At 33.6% G+C, this 18,150-nt stretch carries 14 protein-coding genes and 1 rRNA gene; 6 read left to right on the top strand and 9 right to left on the bottom strand.

What is annotated here, in order from left to right; translation table 11 throughout:
* Positions 1-116: 116 nt before the first annotated feature.
* The 3 genes from rrf (at position 117) to BLS90_RS10485 (ending at position 6,462) form a co-directional block, all read left to right on the top strand.
* Positions 117-226 (top strand): 5S ribosomal RNA (gene rrf, locus BLS90_RS10495).
* 704 nt (positions 227-930) lie between these two features.
* Positions 931-4,245: a chemotaxis protein CheB gene (locus BLS90_RS10490; RefSeq protein ID WP_091257595.1), complete on the top strand. Its 3,315-nt coding sequence runs from the start codon at positions 931-933 to the stop codon at positions 4,243-4,245.
* Between the two features lie 69 nt (positions 4,246-4,314).
* Positions 4,315-6,462 carry a PAS domain-containing hybrid sensor histidine kinase/response regulator gene (locus tag BLS90_RS10485; protein ID WP_091257594.1) on the top strand — a complete coding sequence of 716 codons (2,148 nt, stop codon included), beginning with the start codon at positions 4,315-4,317 and terminating at the stop codon, positions 6,460-6,462.
* 115 nt (positions 6,463-6,577) lie between these two features.
* Here the strand turns inward: BLS90_RS10485 and BLS90_RS10480 are convergent, their stop codons facing one another.
* The 8 genes from BLS90_RS10480 to BLS90_RS10445 all read right to left on the bottom strand — a co-directional run bounded on the left by BLS90_RS10480 (position 6,578) and on the right by BLS90_RS10445 (position 12,028).
* Positions 6,578-7,192: an LOG family protein gene (locus BLS90_RS10480; protein WP_245705090.1), complete on the bottom strand. Its 615-nt coding sequence runs from the start codon at positions 7,190-7,192 to the stop codon at positions 6,578-6,580.
* A 276-nt stretch (positions 7,193-7,468) separates the two neighbouring features.
* On the bottom strand, positions 7,469-7,771 hold the full coding sequence (trxA, locus tag BLS90_RS10475; protein WP_091257592.1) for a thioredoxin: 303 nt from the start codon (positions 7,769-7,771) through the stop codon (positions 7,469-7,471).
* Positions 7,764-7,970, bottom strand: coding sequence for a hypothetical protein (locus BLS90_RS10470; protein ID WP_091257591.1), 207 nt, complete (start codon positions 7,968-7,970; stop codon positions 7,764-7,766). Before BLS90_RS10470 ends, trxA begins: the two co-directional genes overlap by 8 nt.
* Positions 7,971-8,004: 34 nt before the next feature.
* Positions 8,005-8,820 carry a methyltransferase domain-containing protein gene (locus BLS90_RS10465; protein WP_091257590.1) on the bottom strand — a complete coding sequence of 272 codons (816 nt, stop codon included), beginning with the start codon at positions 8,818-8,820 and terminating at the stop codon, positions 8,005-8,007.
* 1 nt (position 8,821) lies between these two features.
* On the bottom strand, positions 8,822-9,025 hold the full coding sequence (locus tag BLS90_RS10460; RefSeq protein WP_066076681.1) for a YgaP family membrane protein: 204 nt from the start codon (positions 9,023-9,025) through the stop codon (positions 8,822-8,824).
* A gap of 25 nt (positions 9,026-9,050) precedes the next feature.
* Complete coding sequence (locus BLS90_RS10455; protein WP_091257589.1) at positions 9,051-10,466, bottom strand: MBL fold metallo-hydrolase; 1,416 nt, start codon at positions 10,464-10,466, stop codon at positions 9,051-9,053.
* A 78-nt stretch (positions 10,467-10,544) separates the two neighbouring features.
* Positions 10,545-11,333, bottom strand: coding sequence for a sulfite exporter TauE/SafE family protein (locus BLS90_RS10450; protein WP_091257588.1), 789 nt, complete (start codon positions 11,331-11,333; stop codon positions 10,545-10,547).
* 68 nt (positions 11,334-11,401) lie between these two features.
* Positions 11,402-12,028 (bottom strand): Crp/Fnr family transcriptional regulator, encoded by a 627-nt coding sequence (locus tag BLS90_RS10445; RefSeq protein WP_091257587.1) that lies wholly within the window; start codon positions 12,026-12,028, stop codon positions 11,402-11,404.
* A gap of 283 nt (positions 12,029-12,311) precedes the next feature.
* On the opposite strand from BLS90_RS10445, the gene BLS90_RS10440 reads away from it, so the two are divergent.
* The 3 genes from BLS90_RS10440 to BLS90_RS10430 all read left to right on the top strand — a co-directional run bounded on the left by BLS90_RS10440 (position 12,312) and on the right by BLS90_RS10430 (position 15,373).
* Positions 12,312-12,623, top strand: a complete 312-nt coding sequence (locus tag BLS90_RS10440; RefSeq protein ID WP_073354902.1) for a rhodanese-like domain-containing protein — start codon at positions 12,312-12,314, stop codon at positions 12,621-12,623.
* A 59-nt stretch (positions 12,624-12,682) separates the two neighbouring features.
* The gene (locus tag BLS90_RS10435; protein WP_091257586.1) at positions 12,683-14,263 is read left to right on the top strand and encodes an NADP-dependent glyceraldehyde-3-phosphate dehydrogenase; all 1,581 of its coding nucleotides are present in this window, start codon (positions 12,683-12,685) and stop codon (positions 14,261-14,263) included.
* Positions 14,264-14,437: 174 nt separating this feature from the next.
* Positions 14,438-15,373 (top strand): tetratricopeptide repeat protein, encoded by a 936-nt coding sequence (locus tag BLS90_RS10430; protein WP_091257585.1) that lies wholly within the window; start codon positions 14,438-14,440, stop codon positions 15,371-15,373.
* Between the two features lie 269 nt (positions 15,374-15,642).
* On the opposite strand, the gene katG is transcribed toward BLS90_RS10430, so the two are convergent.
* Positions 15,643-17,895 (bottom strand): catalase/peroxidase HPI, encoded by a 2,253-nt coding sequence (gene katG, locus BLS90_RS10425; RefSeq protein WP_091257584.1) that lies wholly within the window; start codon positions 17,893-17,895, stop codon positions 15,643-15,645.
* Between the last annotated feature and the right edge of the window lie 255 nt (positions 17,896-18,150).

The raw sequence follows: 18,150 nt of genomic DNA, 5'->3' as shown, positions 1-18,150 counted from the left end.
GAAACTTTCTCAAACTTTTTATTTTCTTTATCTCAGTATGTTAAGATATTATGTAATTGATGTTTATACAACAATAAACAACATTACAGTAATTGCCCAAAGCAATTATAACCTCTTAAGGTGGTTATTGCGGCGGGGCTCACCTCTTCCCATCCCGAACAGAGTAGTTAAGCCCGCCTGCGCAGATGGTACTGCAGTTATGTGGGAGAGTATGTCGTCGCCTTTCTTTGAAAAATCCTCATCATTTATTTGATGAGGATTTTTTGTTTGGTAGCTATGCCGCGTTGATCACAGAATTAAGAACAAAACTGGGATCAATAGGAGGCTTTAAAGTGAATTGAAGATTATAGAACATTTCATATTTATATTACTTATAAAAGGAAATGTTATTTTTAATGCAAATTAAAATAAATTATGCTTTTGCGTTTTAATCTTAAGGAAATATTTGGAAGTATACCATATATTTGGATGTTTATAAAGTATTATTATAGACAAATGTAATGCTTCGTTTTCAGTTTTTTTTGCTGCAATTTTTTAATTGTAAAAAAAATTTAGTGATTATTTGTTTAAGTATTTTTATTTTGTATTCGTAGTGTAAAATGTATTTTTTTTTTTTAAATTTAACAAATGTTTAGTCTTAAGTAGTTAATTATTAGCGTTTATGAAATTAGAGTGCCTATTTTTATTGGAATAATTTATTTATCATACTACTATATTTTATCTATTTATAGTCCTAGAAAAACAATTATTAAATAGATGATCTTTGCTTTTTTTGATAAATAAAATCATCATTATTTTATTTATCAAAAGTATCCAGAAGATTATAAAGGTCTTAGATTAGCTTTTTGTTAAAAAAGAGATGTGAAAAATCAAGTTTGAAATTTGCATTATTTCTTCCTATATTAATATTAAAAAAATGTTACAACAGTGATGGCAAAAAACGGTCAATTTAGTCTTGATGAAGGTGAAGTTCTAGATATAAAATCAGAATCAATCCCCTTTCAAAGTGGTATCAATGATTTTCCTATTGTTGGTATTGGAGCGTCAGCTGGTGGCTTAGAAGCATTGGAATTATTTTTTGAAAACATGCCGATCAATACTGGGATGGCTTTTGTTGTGATTCAACATTTAGACCCTACTCATATTGGAATTATGCCAGAATTATTACAAAGGATGACTAAAATGAAGGTTTCGCAGGCCGAAGAAGCAGTAAGAGTAAAACCAAATACTGTTTACGTAATTCCACCCAATAAAAGTTTGTCGTTGTTAAATAGTAAATTACATTTATTTATTCCAACACAAGCTCGTGGTCTGCGATTACCAATCGATATTTTCTTCAAGTCTTTAGCAATGGATCTGATGGAAAAAAGTATTGGGGTTATTCTTTCTGGTATGGGTTCTGACGGTGCATTAGGAATGAAAGCTATTAAAGAAAATAATGGAATCGTAGTAGTACAAGATCCAGCTACTGCAAAATTTGATAGTATGCCACGTAGTGTATTAGAATTAGTTGTTCCTGATATTGTCGCCTCAGTTGAAGAAATACCAAGTAAAATAGTAGCTATATTGAACCATTTTTCCGTGGTATATGATGAGTCTAATTTTCTTTTTAAAACTAAAAATAACCTTGATAAAATTATAATTTTATTAAGGGGACATACGGGACATGATTTCTCAATGTATAAAGAAAGTACCTTGATGCGGCGTATCGAAAGAAGAAAGGGAATACATGACATAGAGAAAACACAAAACTATGTTCGTTTTTTACAGGAAAATCCAAACGAGATTGAGTTGCTTTTTAAAGAATTATTGATTGGAGTAACTAGTTTCTTTAGGGATTCAGCAGTGTGGGTCAAACTTAAAGAGGTAATAATTCCTAACATTTTAAGAGAATTACCTAGTGGATATGTCTTACGGGCTTGGGTTCCGGCATGTTCAACAGGAGAAGAAGCTTATTCTTTGGCTATCGTTTTTGAAGAACTTTTATCAAAGATTGATATATCTAAAAGGATTAAAGTACAAATATTTGCAACTGATTTAGACATTCTATCTATTGAAAAAGCTAGGAAAGGTTTTTTTTATTCTACTATAACAAAAGATGTTACTCAAGACCGGATAAATAAATTTTTCACACAGGAGAAAGACGGATACCGCGTTAAAACGTCCATTCGCGAAATGATCGTTTTTGCGCCCCATAATGTAGTAAAGGACCCTCCTTTTACAAAATTAGACATACTTACTTGTCGTAATATGCTAATATATATGGAGCCTGAATTACAAGATAAATTAATCACTTTATTTAATTATAGCTTAAATCAAGGAGGAATAATGATGCTGGGAACTGCTGAGACGATAGCAAGTAGTATTAAGGGGTTTGAAGTAATAGATTCTAAATTGAAATTTTACAAACGAATTGCAAGATCAGTTTCTCCTAAATTTGCTAACTTTCCAAGTTGTTTTTCCCATCAAAAAAGAATAACTATTGACACTATGAATAAAACTAATGTTGTTGAAAACATACAAACTCTAACAGATCAGATCGTCCTGCAACGTTTTTCACCAGCAAGTATTCTGGTTAACAGCAAGGGAGATATTATTTATATTACGGGTAGAACCGGGAAATATTTAGAACCAGTTGCTGGCAAAGCTAACTGGAATGTTCATGCCATGGCGCGAGAAGGTCTTAGACATGAGTTGCCGGTTGCGTTTCGGAAAGCCATACAAAATTTTGATCCCGTGTTTATTGAAAATGTAAAGATTTCTGAAAATGGAATATATCATTTTATTAATGTGACGGTACAACAAATAGAAAGTCCCGATGCGATAAAAGGGATGATTCTTGTTGTTTTTAATGATATCCAACCTGTATCCGAAAATATTTCGAGTACTTTAAAATCAAGAAAACAAACGTCAAACATTAAACAACGTGAACTGGAAGGGGCCCTCGTTCGTAGTAATGAAGATTTGAACAGCGTTCGAGAAGAAATGCAAACTTCTCAGGAGGAACTTAAATCTACTAATGAAGAATTACAATCCACGAATGAAGAACTACAATCTACTAATGAAGAATTAACTACATCAAAGGAAGAGTTACAGAGTCTAAACGAAGAGTTGCAGACCGTAAATACAGAGTTACAAAGTAAATTAATTGACTTTGAACAGGCAAATAATGACATGAAAAACCTGCTTAATAGCACGGAGATAGCAACTCTTTTTTTAGACAAAGAATTAAATATTCGTCGATTTACTGATCCTGTGACAAAGATATTCAAATTACGTGTAACGGATACCGGCAGGCCTTTTACTGATTTAGTATGTGATTTGATCTATCCTGAAATGGCTAATAATGCTCTTAAAGTCATCAAAACACTGGTACCGATTCAAAAAGAAATTGCATCACATAATGATCGATTTTACGATGTTCGGATCATGCCTTATCGAACTCTTGACGATCGAATTGACGGACTTGTGATAACTTTTACTGATATTACAGCAGCAAAGCAAGCAGAAGAATTACTAAAATTAGAGAATCAGTATCGTCGTCTTTTTGAATCTGCCAAAGATGGAATTTTAATTCTTAATTTTGATACCGGGAAAATAATCGATGTAAATCCATTTTTAGTCGGTATGCTTGGCTATTCGTATGAGCAGTTTATCGAAAAATCAATTTGGGAAATAGGTTCTTTAAAAGATATTGTAGCTAATAAAGACAAATTTTTAGAATTGCAAAAAAAAGAGTTTGTTCGCTATGAGAACTTACCTCTTGAAACAGCAAAAGGAAGAAAGATACATGTTGAATTTGTAAGTAATGTTTATTTAGTCAACACTAAAAAAGTAATACAGTGCATTATAAGGGATATTTCAGATCGTGTTTTTGTTCAAGAAGCTTTAGTCAATGCTGAAACTCGTTACAAACATCTTTTCGATTCTGTAAAAGATGGAATTTTATTTGTTGATGGGGCAACAGGAAAGATAAATGCTGTTAATCCTTTTTTTATTAATTTAATAGGTCTTTCTAAAGAAAGCTTTATTGGCAAAGAAGTGTGGACTGTTGAATTTCTAAAAAATATTATAGAAAATAAAAAATCATTCCTTGAATTGAGTGAAAAAAAATCATTTCAATCCGATTACAAGGATATGGAAACGGCAAGTAAGAGTAGTATCAATATAGAATTTATCAGTACTGTATATTTTATTGGTAATCAAAAAAATATTCAATTTTTCATACATGAAATAGCAGTATAGATCAAGAAAAGGTTCCATAATTTCCAATTATAGATTGTTCAAATAGTAGTATTTTAAAAAATAGCACTTATGGGTAATATTGAAAAAAAAACCGATTCCCTTCTTAGAATAAGACAAAAAGCAGAGGAACTATATTTAATTAAAGAATCAAAATATAGTTCTCCACTTTCAGAATGGGAAACATTAAAACTGATCCATGAATTAGAAGTTCATCAAATAGAGTTGGAGATGCAAAAAGAAGAACTGATTCTTGCTAAAGAAGCTGCTGAAAATGCAATTCAAAAATATACAGAACTTTATGATTTTGCTCCCGTAGGCTATTTTACACTTACCAATTCAGGCTTTATAATCGAACTAAATCTTTCAGGTTCCCAGTTATTGCATAAAGACAGATCAAAATTAATCAATAGTCAATTTGGTTTTTTTGTTTCTGATGACACTAAATCGGCATTTAATAAATTTTTAGATTCCGTATCTAACTCTAATAAAAATGAGTGCTGTGAAATTAAATTATTATTAGAAGATACTGCTTTAACAAATGTGTATTTGACTGGAATTCTTTCGGAGAATAAAGAGCATGTGTTGATGACAATAGTAGACATTACAGACCTGAAAGAAACAGAATTTGCTTTGACTGAAAGTGAAAAACGATATCGGGATTTATTGAATAATCTTGATGTTGGGATCATTTTGCATAATAAGGATGCTTCCATCCTTTATTCCAACCCAAAGGCTTCTGAACTCATTGGTTTGAGTAAGGAACAAATAAAAGAAAAACAGAGTTTTAATCCAATTTGGGAATTTGTAAAAGATGATTATCAACAATTACCGGTAGAAAACTATCCCGTAAATCAAATTATAAGAACTAAAAAACCACTTACTAATTTTACTATTGGCATAAAAAAGCCAGACATTACAGCTGTTCAATGGCATTTTATCAATGGCTTTCCTGTTTTTAATGCTGCTGGAGATATAAGTGAAGTAATTATCAGTTTTATAGAAATAACAGAACTAAAAAAGTTGGAAATTGAGCTGACAAAGGCTAAAGAATCAGCTGAATCAGCTAATAGGGCTAAATCCAGTTTTTTGACAAATATGAGTCATGAAATTAGGACTCCTTTAAACGGTATCATTGGCTTTACTGATTTGTTAATGAGAACAAATCTAGACGTTAATCAAAAAGAATACATGAGCGCGGTTAATGAATCAGCAACCATTTTAATCGAAATCATTAATGATATTTTAGATTTTTCAAAAATTGAGTCTGGAAAATTAGAATTGAATGTTGAAGAAATAAATCTTTTTGACATCACCCATCATGTTATTGATATTTTTAAATTCCATGCAGAAGCCAAGAAAATAGATCTCATTTTAAACATTGAAAACACAGTTCCTAAATTTGTATTAGGCGACTCTATACGGTTAAAACAGGTTTTGGTAAATTTAGTAGGTAATGCTTTGAAATTTACTAAAATTGGTTACGTACATTTATCTTTAGGGTGTGATCTTATTTCTGGAGATATGAATCAATGTCATCTACACTTCTCTGTCAAGGATACTGGAATTGGAATAAAGCAAGAAAATCAAGAAAAAGTATTTCAATCTTTTATTCAAGAGGATTGTTCTATTACCCGCAAATTTGGCGGGACAGGACTTGGATTAGCGATCTCGAATCAGCTTTTAGGTTTGATGAATAGTGAGATACAATTAAAAAGTACATTTGGACAGGGTAGTGAGTTTTATTTTAACTTGACATTAGAAAGAGGGCAACACAAGAATACATCAGGAGTTCAAGAAGTAAAAACTGTAGATGAAAACAACACATTTTCTTGTATTGATTACTCTACCAAAACAATATTGGTTGTGGAAGATAATAAGATCAACATGCTTTTGGTTAGAACGTTGCTTAAATCGATACTTCCTGGCTGTACTATATTAGAAGCGTCAGATGGGGAAAAAGCGATTAAAATGTACAAGAAAGAGAAGTTAGATCTAATTTTAATGGACATACAAATGCCACATAAAAATGGATATCAAACAACAGCTGAAATTAAACATTTAAAAAAATACAATAATATCCCTATAATTGCTTTAACAGCAGGAATCATGCTGGGTGAGAAAGAAAAATGTTTGGAGTCTGGAATGGATGATTATGTTTCAAAACCAATTATTCGTTGTCATTTAGAGGAAGTTTTATACAAGTGGCTGAAAGAGTAATTCTTAAAAAATATGATAAAGCGAATGAAAAATTTATTAGAAAGTAATAAGGAAGTAGTACAATTGCTATTCAACCTTTTTTTTCTTTACTTTTTTCATAAAATTGAATGTATCATTATCTGTTTTTTTCGCCAAGCCACCATCTGGCTTTGTACTCTTGTTTTTTCAAACCAAATTTTTTAATTGCATGTTTTTGAATATGTTCTATTACTTCCTCTTCTGAGTCAGTTATAAATAAGAGTTTCATATCTTGAGGACTGATACTTTCATTGTCTGCCATTCTTTGAATGTGATGACTCAATTCTTTGTGATAAACAGAATCAAAAATTACAATTGGAAAATTATTAATAATTTTATTTTGAATTAAAGTTAATGCTTCAAATAATTCATCTAATGTGCCCATTCCTCCTGGCATTACCACAAATGCATAGGAATATTTTATTAGAATTACTTTCCGTACAAAGAAATAAGGAATATAAATCCACTTGTGCAAGTAGGGATTTGGTTTTTGCTCTGTTGGAAGGATTATATTAATTCCTACAGAGTATCCGCCCGTTTGAAAGGCACCTTTATTTGCGGCTTCCATAATTCCAGGGCCGCCTCCCGTCATCACTGTAAAACCTAAATTAGCTATTCCAGTACCAATGCGTTCCGCACTTTTATAATGTTGTGTTTCAGGACCAAATCGAGCAGAACCAAAAACGGTAACGCAGGGGCCTATAAAATGCATTTTTTGAAAAGCTCTAATAAAGTTAAAGAGGACTTTAAAAACAAAGGATAGGTTTTTTATTCGTGTCAAAGGTCCTCTTACAAATAAAGATTCTGATCTTGAAAGTTTGTATTTTCGTTGCTTTTCCATAGGATGACTAAGGTAGGACAATAATACGATTGGCCCAGTTTTTTTCGGTTTGTAAAATTATTTTTAACTACTAAACAAAAGAAAATAAGGGCATATGTAATCACAGTCAGTCAAAGTATTACCATTTTTACAGGTATTGTTTTAGGTTTATTTATTGCTTTTTTCTACAATGGTTTGGATGATCTGCTCCTTGGTTAATACGCCTGATTGTCTCCACAACTGTTTTCCGTTTTGAAATAATATCATTGTAGGAACACCGCGAACCTGATATTTGCTTGCAATCTGTTGATTTTTGTCTACATCGATTTTTAAGATGGAAACACGATCTCCCAAATTATCCTTAACTTCTTTTAAAATGGGTCCAAGAATTTGGCACGGACCACACCATGTTGCAAAAAAATCGATTAAAACCGGTTTGTCGGATTCGATAATTGTATCAAAATTACTCATATGTTTTGTTTTTAGTTTTCGGAATGCTGCAGCCATTTATACCGCAACCTAAGTTAAAAATTACTTGAATGAAGAAAAACAGTCCAAGACCAATGAACATCCATTCTTTGACGATATACGCTTGGGCAAATAAAAATAAGGCAAAGGCCAGCCGAACCCAGCGCATCGTATGCCAATTTGTAAAAAGTAATGCTTTCATTTTTGTTGCATTAAAAGGAATATTAATTTAATTTTTAATTTTCTTTACTGTTGGAAAGAGCATCTTTGATAGTTTTGCTATCAATAGGAGCAATGCTAACAATAAGGATTTCTTCAAAATCACTGCTTCTGCTAACATTTAAAACACCTTCAATTGTGAAAAGTTTTTCTGTTACATCTGAAGAGGAAGTACTGCACTTGATGTTTTCAGATTGATACATGTTAACAAAAACGGTACTGTTCTTTCTCAATTCGAAAAACAATTCTGAATTAGCTCTTGGTGCAATTGAATTTTGAGTCATTCCCATTTCTAAAAAACTAAAAGCGTCTTTAAAAAGCATTTCGTATTCTTCTTGGTTGCCTCCAAAAGGAGGTCCAGATTCAAATGTTCTACTGAATAATAAACCAGCTAAAATTCCCTTATCTGCCAAAAGTTGATGCATTTTCCAAACGTATTTTTGACGCATTGTAGGCGGTAAAGCACAGAAAAAAGTTTGTTCAATAATCAAATCATAGTTTCCTTGATGCTCAAAAAAATCGCCTAATACAATCTGAATGGCAGCATTCTTTTTATACTTTTCTTGTAAAATTGAAGCAGGTGTTGGTGCAATATCGATAACAGTAATATCTGTAAATCCTTGCTTCAATAGGTATTCGGCTTCGTAGCTGTTGCCACAGCCAGGAATCAGAATTCTACTGTTTTTGTCAACGATTTTAGCAATGTACATTTTTATGGGAGGAGCAACTGTACCTAAATCCCAGCCGGTGGTTTTAGCGCAGTAATGTGCCTCCCAATAGGCAGCATCCAGTGGTTTATCCAAAGAAGTAGCGCCACATTTTAAATCAGACATTTTATATTTTTTTTCGAGTTGAAATTCCAAACGGGGAATACAGCGGACAAAAACTGATAAAGCTTGTTAGTAAAAAAATAACAGCAAAAGCTCCTAAAACTAATGCGACTGTGCCGCTGATCGTATTAGTGAAATACAATATAGCGATGATTACTGCTATTGCAATTCGAATAATCTTGTCTGTTGAACCCATATTTTTTTTCATGATAGCACTGTATTTAGTTATTCAATTATTTTAAAACCTTGCTTTGGCATACAAAATCAGTTTTTGGAATCGTTGTTTTAGCGATTGCATTGAAACCGCCTTCAATTTCGGTAAAATTTCTAAAACCACGGGCTTCTAGTATTGAAGCGGCGATCATACTGCGGTATCCACCAGCGCAATGCAAGTAAAAATGTTCTTTTGGATTAATATCTTCTATCCACTCATTGATAGCGGCTAATGGCTTGCTGTACGATTCTTCAATGTGCTCTGCACAATATTCACTTTCTTTACGAATATCAATTATTTTACTTTCACCAATTTTTACTTCTTTCGCAAATTTTTCTGCTGTGATTCTATTTACAGTATCAATTTCTTTTCCAGCTTTTGCCCAAGCAACAAAACCGCCTGCTAAATGTCCCATTAAATTGTCAAAACCGACACGACTCAATCGGGTGACCGTTTCTTCCTCTTGTCCTGGTTCGCAAACAATAAGGATGGGCTGCTGCACATCAGCAATTAAAGCACCTACCCATGGAGCAAAATCACCGTCAATTCCAATATTTATTGACTGCGGAATAAATCCTTTTGCAAATTCTCCATTTTTGCGAGTGTCCAAGAGTAAAGCTCCGGTTTCATCAGCGGCAACTTCAAATTCTAAAGGTGAAAGCGCCCGCATTCCTAAATTTAGAACATTTTCAAAGCTATCGTATCCTTTTTTGTTCATGGCCACATTCATGCCAAAATAAGCTGGTGGTGGCAATAAACCTTCGGTTACTTCTTGAATAAACGCTGCTTCAGTCATATCTGATCTCAATGCATAATTTGTGTTTTTTTGTTCGCCTATGGTTGAAACGGTTTCCTTACTCATGTTTTTTCCACAAGCACTTCCCGCACCATGAGCGGGATAGACAATAACATCATCTGCTAAAGTCATAATTTTATTCCGTAACGAATGGAAGAGCGTAGCGGCTAGTTGTTCCTGTGTCATGTGTGCTGCCTTTTGGGCTAAATCTGGCCTTCCTACATCTCCAATGAACAAAGTATCGCCTGAAAAAATAGCGTGATCTTTACCGTTTTCGTCAATCAATAAATAAGTGGAGCTTTCCATAGTATGTCCTGGAGTGTGTAGGACCTTTATTTTGATGTTTCCAATGGTGAATTCTTGTCCGTCTTTTGCAGAAATGCAATCAAATTCACAGGTTGCATTAGGTCCATAAACGATAGGAGCAGCAGTTTGACGACTTAAATCTACATGTCCAGAAACAAAGTCAGCATGGAAATGGGTTTCAAAAATATATTTTAATTTCACACCATCTCTTTCAAGTCGTTCCAAATAGGGTTGGGTTTCACGCAGTGGATCAATAATAGCTGCTTCCCCGTTTGAAGTAATATAGTAAGCGCCTTGCGCTAAACATCCAGTATATATTTGTTCTATTTGCATGATTTTGTTTTTTTAATTTACAGCACAAATGTACTTCCGTTTTTTAGGATATACAGTGACAATTGTTACATTCCTATTTTAAGTCAGGAAAAATTCTTTGATTATAATATAAAATCCCATTACTAATACAAACCAACCAAAAGCTGGTTTCAGTTTTGCTCCATCTATTTTTTTTGACAAATAAGTACCAAGGAACATTCCAATTATTGCTATAGCAGATATTGTAAAAAGTAATTTATAATTTATAATAATACCGTTGCATACGTCACCACCAAAGCCAATTAATGAATTAATAAAGATAATCAATAATGAGGTGCCAATGGCTTGTTTCATTGGTAAATTTGCAAAGAAAAGTAAGGCCGGAATGATCAAGAAACCGCCGCCAGCTCCTAGAAATCCAGTGATAAAACCGACCAAAAGTCCAATGATAGCAATTCTACTAAAACTGTCTTTTGGAGGTGTTTTTTTTGTATTTGATTTTTTGATCATCGATATAGATGCCGCAATCATAAGAAAAGCAAACACAATCATGATCAATAAATTTTTTGATACTTCAAAATTATGTATGGTAAAAAGAAGCGCTGGAATTTTTGAAAGAATAATATCTCTTACAAAAAGCAAAGAAAATACGGAAGGAATCGCAAAAATAAGTGCTGCCTTAATTTTTAAATTGCCAAGGCGGTAGTGACTGTAACTTCCTATCATAGCAGTCACTCCAACGATAAATAAGGAATAACTTGTGGCTTGCTCCGGATGAATTTTGAAAAGGTACACTAAAATTGGAACTGCAAGAATCGATCCTCCACCTCCAATTAATCCCAATGAAAGTCCAATAATAATCGAAGCAAAATAACCTAAATATTCCATTTGTAAATTTTTCGAAGTGACGGTTTGAATAATTTTATTTACAGAAAATATTCTTTGTAGAACAAAATTTATTTCAGGAGTTCAATATTATTTCGGTGTAAAGTGACCAAACCCCGCTGCTCCATTTTCTTTAGTAAACGTGAAATTACTTCTCGAGACGTGTTCAATTCAGAGGCAATTTCCTGATGAGAAAGCTTTAATTCTTTGCAATCACAAACCTCAGCGTGGCGCTTTAAATAAAATTCTAAGCGCTCGTCCATCGCCCGAAAAGCAATGCTATCAATTACTTCGAGCACCTCTTCAAAACGACTTCTGTAAGTATCGATAACAAATTCATACCAGCTGCGGTGCTGCATCATCCATTTATCCATTAAGGGCAATGGGACCATGATTAGTTCTACATCCTCAACAACTTTTGCCATAATTTGGCTTTTTTCATTCTTGGTGGCGCAAATCATTGAAATAGCGCAGGCTTGTCCGGGTTGCAAGTAGTACATAAAAAATTCGCCGCCATTTTCATCTTCTCGGTAGACTTTAATTTTTCCACTAATAACCAAAACAGTGTTTTTTATGTATTGTCCTGTTCGGATGATAATAGTTCCCGCTAGAAAGGAATGTATTGTGGCGCTAGTTTCAATTTCTTTTACTAATTCAGTAGAAAATGTGGGGAAATTTTTTTTTATTGGATCAAGCATTTTAGTCTTTTTTCTATGTTTTGTAGTGTAAAAGTAGTTTAAATAACTTAAAATTGAGGAGGGTTTTTGTACAAAAAAAAAGATAACTGCTTGATTTTACATCTATTAAAATTTAATTACCTATAGGAATGGTAGACTGTTTTTTTGTGAAAAAGAAGGTCGTTTTTATAGTTTCTTGATAGTTAATGTTTTGCGAAAACGATTTCTTGCAAATAGTTTCTAATTAACAATTGTTGCGTTTAATGTTCGGTAAAAACGTTGTATTTTTACAAAAAACATCATTATGAATTTACAACAAGAAGATTGGGTTGCTCAATTTGAAGCGGATGAAAATGCAGTCATTCTCGATGTGAGAACGGAAGCCGAATTTAACGAAGGTTTCATAGCAAATGCTATCAACATCGATATTCACCGAGGACAAGATTTTGTAAGCGAAATAGAAGCTTTAGACAAGCATAAAAAGTACTATGTCTATTGCCGCTCTGGAATGCGTAGTGCAAAAGCCTGTGAAATAATGAATCAACTTGGTTTTGAAAACGCTTATAACTTATTGGGCGGGATTTTAGAATGGGATGGAGAAATAATTGAGCCATAAAAAAGAAGCATAAGATTGTCGCTTTTATTTATTTGAATAATTAATTTAACACGCTTTATATGAATTTAATACCAGAAGAATATCAGATTACATCATTGTTGAATCAAGATACTTATTTAGTGGATGGTGAATTAAAGAAATGGGAAGGTCAGACCACGGCTGTTTTTTCAACTATATCTTCTACAGCGGAGTATGGTCCAACTATATTAGGATCCGTTCCGTTTATGGGAGAAGCCGAAGCTCTGGAAGCCGTTGAATCAGCTAGTGCGGCTTATAATAATGGTCAAGGATTATGGCCAACAATGAAAGTTTCTGATCGCATAAAATGCATGGAAAATTTTGTTACTCAAATGAAGACCACCCGTAAAGAAGTTGTTAAATTATTGATGTGGGAAATTGGAAAATCATTGGGTGATTCTGAGAAAGAATTTGATAGAACAGTAGAATATATTTATGATACCATTGACAGCTTAAAAGAATTAAACAGCCGTAGTGCTAAATTTTCTAAAGTTCAAGGAATTAATGCTATGGTTCGCAGAGGACCGCTTGGGGTTGTTTTATGCCTTGGACCTTATAATTATCCGTTAAATGAAACTTTTTCGTTGCTGATTCCTGCCTTAATTATGGGGAATCCTGTTATTTTTAAGCCAGCAAAACTAGGTGTTTTGGTAATCTCCCCTTTATTAGAAGCATTCCGGAATAGTTTTCCAAAAGGAGCTATTAATATTGTATATGGACGTGGACGTGAAGTAGCTTCGCCGATTATGAAATCTGGTAAAGTAGCAATTTTAGCTTTAATCGGAAATAGTACATCAGCGATTGCGTTACAGGACCAACATCCTAATAAAAACCGATTGCGTTTGATACTAGGTTTGGAAGCTAAAAATCCAGCAATCATTTTACCAGATGCTGACTTAGATTTGGCTATCCAGGAATGTATAGCAGGCTCTTTATCGTTTAATGGGCAGCGTTGTACAGCCTTGAAAGTATTGTATGTACATGAATCCATTGCAGATGAGTTTAATAAGCGTTTTGCAACCAAAGTAGATTCCTTAGTTTTTGGAAATCCATGGGATGCTTCAGTCTTTTTGACGCCTTTGCCAGAAAAAGAAAAACCTGCCTATATCCAAGAGTTGATAGATGATGCTGTCAAAAAGGGAGCAGCAATCATCAACGAAAAAGGAGGACAGCACACTGCTAATTATATCTTTCCAGCCGTTTTATTTCCAGTAAACAAAGAAATGAGAGTGTATCATGAGGAGCAATTTGGTCCAGTAGTACCTGTAATGACTTTTAAAGACATTCAAGAGCCTCTAAATGATATGGCCGAATCGAATTACGGACAACAAGTGAGTTTGTTTGGGAGAGATATAAAAACGATTGCACCACTTATAGATACCTTAGTTAATTTAGTATGTAGAGTAAACTTGAATAGTTCTTGTCAAAGAGGTCCAGATGTTTTACCGTTTACAGGACGAAAAGATTCTGCTGTAGGAACATTAAGCATACATGATGCCTTGCGTTCGTTCTCGATTAGAACTTTTGTGGCATCCAAAGACAACGCTTATAATAATGCCATCTTACAGGAATTGTTAAGTAGTAAAGAATCAAATTTCATCAATACGGATTACATTTTATAGTCTTTATAATATCAAATAATAAGCCGTCCCGATAAATTTGGACGGCTTTTTTATGGAGTTAAAGTTGTAGAGAAGATTTTATTCGAATATATTTAAGTTAATTTAATGGATATTATCCATTCTTTTTTAATTCATATATATAGTTTAATTTTAAAATACTTTTAATTTCAAATTATGAGAATATATTTTTTAATATTTACTTTTTATAGCTGTATTAATTGTTATAGTCAGACAAATGAAGTCACTTTTAATAATGTATTTGCGGAATCATTTTATAAAAAGGCTTTTTCTAAAATTAAACTAGAGGACTACAATGCAGCAGTAAAAGAGTTCGACAGAGCAATTGAACTAAATCCTGATTACATAGAAGCATTTTTTGGTAGAGGCTATGCTAAAAATATAGTAGAGGATTATGGAGGAGCTGTATTAGATTTCAATAAAGTTTTGGAGAGATATCCTTCTAATGAAGATGCTTATTTAAACAGGGCTAATGCAAAAAGCAATATGCTTGACTTTGCAGGATCAATTTTGGATTATGATAAAGCGATACGTGTTAATGGTTCAGATGCGGATTCTTATTATAAAAGAGGATTTGCGAAAGATGAAATGAAAAACTATAAAGGGGCCATTTCTGATTACATTAAAGCAATCAAGATTAATCCAAATCATGCTATTGCTTATTTCTCTATTGGATATGCCAAAGATGAATTGAAAACTTATAAAGAAGCAATCTTTTATTTTAATAAAGCAATAGAAATTAATCCTAATTATATTGAAGCCTATTTCAATAGAGCGCGCGCTAAGAAAAAATCGAAAGATTTCAAAGGAGCAATTGATGATTATAGTACCTATATAGATTTGGTTTCTGACGATGCAGATGCTTATTACGGCAGAGGAAATGCAAAAAACAAAATAAAGGATTATGATGGAGCAATGGCTGATTATGGAATGGCAATACGAATCAATCCTAAATCTGCTGAAGCCTATTACAATAGAGGGTTAGCAAAAATAAAGGCTAAAGATAAAATTTGTGGATGTTTAGATTTAAATAAATCAAAGGAATTAGGACTAAAACAAGCAAATAAAAAAGTAAAAAAACATTGTAATTGAGTAAAATCTACAAAAAAAACAGACGCCTTGAAATAGGCTTAAAATTAAAAAAATATTTGTAAATGCGTTTCTCAAAATTAAACACTACAAAGCTTGTAAAGGAGTTTTTATTCAATGAGTATCAAAACATGCAACTGTAATAAAATATTGATACTAAATATTTTTGCAATCTTTGATAAGCTAGAAAGTATAACTGACCTTCAATTTAATCTATAAAAAAAGGTGACCCGTTACCAGATCACCTTTTTAAACAAATTAAAAATCTAAAATTATACTAAGTCGAAACGATCTAGATTCATCACCTTAGTCCATGCTGCGATGAAGTCTTTTGTGAATTTTTCCTGACCATTTGCATATCCATAAACTTCAGCAATAGCTCTAAGTTCTGAATTTGAACCAAAAATTAAATCTGCTCGAGTTCCAATCCATTTCAATCCGCCGACCACACGGTCACTTCCTACAAAGGCATCATCTGATTCTGACACTGCTTTCCATGTAGTTCCTAAATCAAGTAAATTCAAAAAGAAATCATTTGTCAGCGCTTCTTTTTTATTGGTGAAAACCCCATTTTGAGATTGGTCAAAGTTGGTATTTAATACGCGCATACCTCCTACAAGAACGGTCATTTCAGGAGCTGTTAATGTTAATAACTGTGCTTTGTCTACCAACATTTCTTCAGCAGAAACAGTAAATTTTGTTTTTACATAATTACGGAATCCATCTGCTTGTGGCTCTAGAACTGAAAAAGATTCTATATCTGTTTGTTCTTGTGACGCATCTGTTCTTCCTGGTGTGAAAGGAACTGACACCTGCTGTCCAGCATTTGAGGCAGCTTTTTCAATACCTGCGCTACCACCTAAAACAATAAGGTCAGCAACAGAGACTTTTTTACCAGTAGTTTGCGCATTGTTGAACTCGTTTTTAATGTTTTCTAAAGTATGTAACACACGTTCTAATTGCGATGGGTTATTTACTTTCCAATCTTTTTGTGGTTCTAAACGTATACGAGCACCATTAGCACCACCACGTTTATCTGATCCACGGAAGGTAGATGCTGATGCCCATGCAGTACTCACTAATTCTGGCACAGTTAATCCTGAGGCAAGAAGGTTTTCTTTAAGCAAAGTAATATCTTGTTCATCAATTAATTGATGCGTTACCGCAGGAACAGGATCTTGCCAAATTAATTCTTCGGCAGGAACTTCAGATCCCAAGTAGCGCACTTTAGGTCCCATATCTCTGTGCGTCAGTTTGAACCATGCTCTTGCAAAAGCATCATTAAACTCAGCCGGGTTAGCTAAAAAGTGTCTTGAAATTTTCTCATATGCTGGATCTACTCGCAATGATAAATCAGTAGTCAACATAAAAGGTTGGTGTGTTTTAGTTGGATCGTGTGCATCAGGAACCGTGCCAGCTCCTGCATTTCCTACTGGTTTCCATTGATGTGCTCCAGCGGGACTTTTTGTCAATTCCCATTCAAAACCAAACAAGTTTTCGAAATAATTATTACTCCAAGTAACCGGTGTGGTAGTCCATGCACCTTCTAATCCGCTTGTAATCGTATCAGCACCATTCCCAGTTCCATAAGTGTTTTTCCATCCAAGGTTTTGCTCTTCGATAGCTGCACCAGCAGGTTCTGCTCCCACATATTTATTTGGGTCAGCGGCACCGTGAGTTTTTCCTAGGGTATGTCCTCCTGCACAAAGTGCGACAGTTTCTTCATCATTCATCGCCATACGGGCAAATGTCTCTCTAATATCATGTGCTGCCAAAAGTGGATCAGGATTACCGTCAGGACCTTCAGGGTTTACATAAATTAATCCCATTTGAACTGCAGCCAAAGGATTTTCTAATTCACGATCACCAGAGTAACGGCTATGCGGTTCTGTACTTAATGACAACCATTCTTTTTCAGGACCCCAATAAATATCTTCTTGTGGTTCCCAAACATCTAAACGGCCTCCAGCAAAACCAAAAGTTTCAAAACCAGCAGATTCTAATGCGCAGTTTCCTACAAGAACTATTAAGTCAGCCCAAGAAACTTTATTACCATATTTTTGTTTGATAGGCCATAATAATAAACGTGCCTTATCTAAGTTTGCATTATCTGGCCAACTGTTTAGAGGCGCAAAACGTTGTGTTCCAAAACCTGCTCCTCCACGTCCATCAGCAATACGATACGTTCCTGCGCTGTGCCAAGCTAACCGAATGAAAAATGGACCATAGCTGCCATAATCAGCAGGCCACCAGTCTTGAGAGGTAGTGATAACATCTGTAATGTCTTTTTTTAAAGCCTCTAAATCTACAGATTTGAACTCTTCCGCATAATTGAAATGAGCTCCCATTGGATTAGATTCTAATGCGTTTTGGCGCAAAATGTTTAATTTTAATTGGTTTGGCCACCAGTCGCGATTTGTTTTTCCATTTCTCTCACTTTGTTTTGGAGCATTTGCTCCAGCAGAAAAGGGACATTTGCTTTCACCATTTACATTGTAGGATGTTGGTTTCGTATTATTTTCCATAGGATGATTGATTTTTTATTTAATTAAAGCAAATTTACTAAAAAGCATTCGTAGATAATTTAATTTTTAATAGATAAAAACTATAGTACAAGTCTTGTTTACACATGCTAAACTTAGTCAAAATAAGTAGCAATAGCTCTTCTGCATTACTTTAAAATTATAAAATCATATTAAAATTGACTCTTAAAGTCAATTTAATGTACTTGTGCTTTTATGGATTGATTACAAGTTTGATATTTTAAAAGGTGTGGAACT

Origin of the sequence: Flavobacterium omnivorum (assembly GCF_900099915.1) — a bacterium.
Lineage (GTDB): Bacteria > Bacteroidota > Bacteroidia > Flavobacteriales > Flavobacteriaceae > Flavobacterium > Flavobacterium omnivorum.
The sequence above is the reverse complement of the archived record's forward strand: the minus strand, read 5'-3'. Positions and strand labels throughout refer to the sequence as shown.

Bases quoted from the DNA above. Each gene is read 5' to 3' on its own strand.
- BLS90_RS10480 (WP_245705090.1), bottom strand. From the start codon at position 7,192: ATGCATTTTATAGGCCCCTGCGTTACCGTTTTTGGTTCTGCTCGATTT.
- BLS90_RS10440 (WP_073354902.1), top strand. From the start codon at position 12,312: ATGAATTTACAACAAGAAGATTGGGTTGCTCAATTTGAAGCGGATGAA.
- BLS90_RS10460 (WP_066076681.1), bottom strand. From the start codon at position 9,025: ATGAAAAAAAATATGGGTTCAACAGACAAGATTATTCGAATTGCAATA.
- BLS90_RS10435 (WP_091257586.1), top strand. From the start codon at position 12,683: ATGAATTTAATACCAGAAGAATATCAGATTACATCATTGTTGAATCAA.
- trxA (WP_091257592.1), bottom strand. From the start codon at position 7,771: ATGAGTAATTTTGATACAATTATCGAATCCGACAAACCGGTTTTAATC.
- katG (WP_091257584.1), bottom strand. From the start codon at position 17,895: ATGGAAAATAATACGAAACCAACATCCTACAATGTAAATGGTGAAAGC.
- BLS90_RS10485 (WP_091257594.1), top strand. From the start codon at position 4,315: ATGGGTAATATTGAAAAAAAAACCGATTCCCTTCTTAGAATAAGACAA.
- BLS90_RS10470 (WP_091257591.1), bottom strand. From the start codon at position 7,970: ATGAAAGCATTACTTTTTACAAATTGGCATACGATGCGCTGGGTTCGG.
- BLS90_RS10430 (WP_091257585.1), top strand. From the start codon at position 14,438: ATGAGAATATATTTTTTAATATTTACTTTTTATAGCTGTATTAATTGT.
- BLS90_RS10455 (WP_091257589.1), bottom strand. From the start codon at position 10,466: ATGCAAATAGAACAAATATATACTGGATGTTTAGCGCAAGGCGCTTAC.
- BLS90_RS10465 (WP_091257590.1), bottom strand. From the start codon at position 8,820: ATGTCTGATTTAAAATGTGGCGCTACTTCTTTGGATAAACCACTGGAT.
- BLS90_RS10450 (WP_091257588.1), bottom strand. From the start codon at position 11,333: ATGGAATATTTAGGTTATTTTGCTTCGATTATTATTGGACTTTCATTG.
- BLS90_RS10490 (WP_091257595.1), top strand. From the start codon at position 931: ATGGCAAAAAACGGTCAATTTAGTCTTGATGAAGGTGAAGTTCTAGAT.
- BLS90_RS10445 (WP_091257587.1), bottom strand. From the start codon at position 12,028: ATGCTTGATCCAATAAAAAAAAATTTCCCCACATTTTCTACTGAATTA.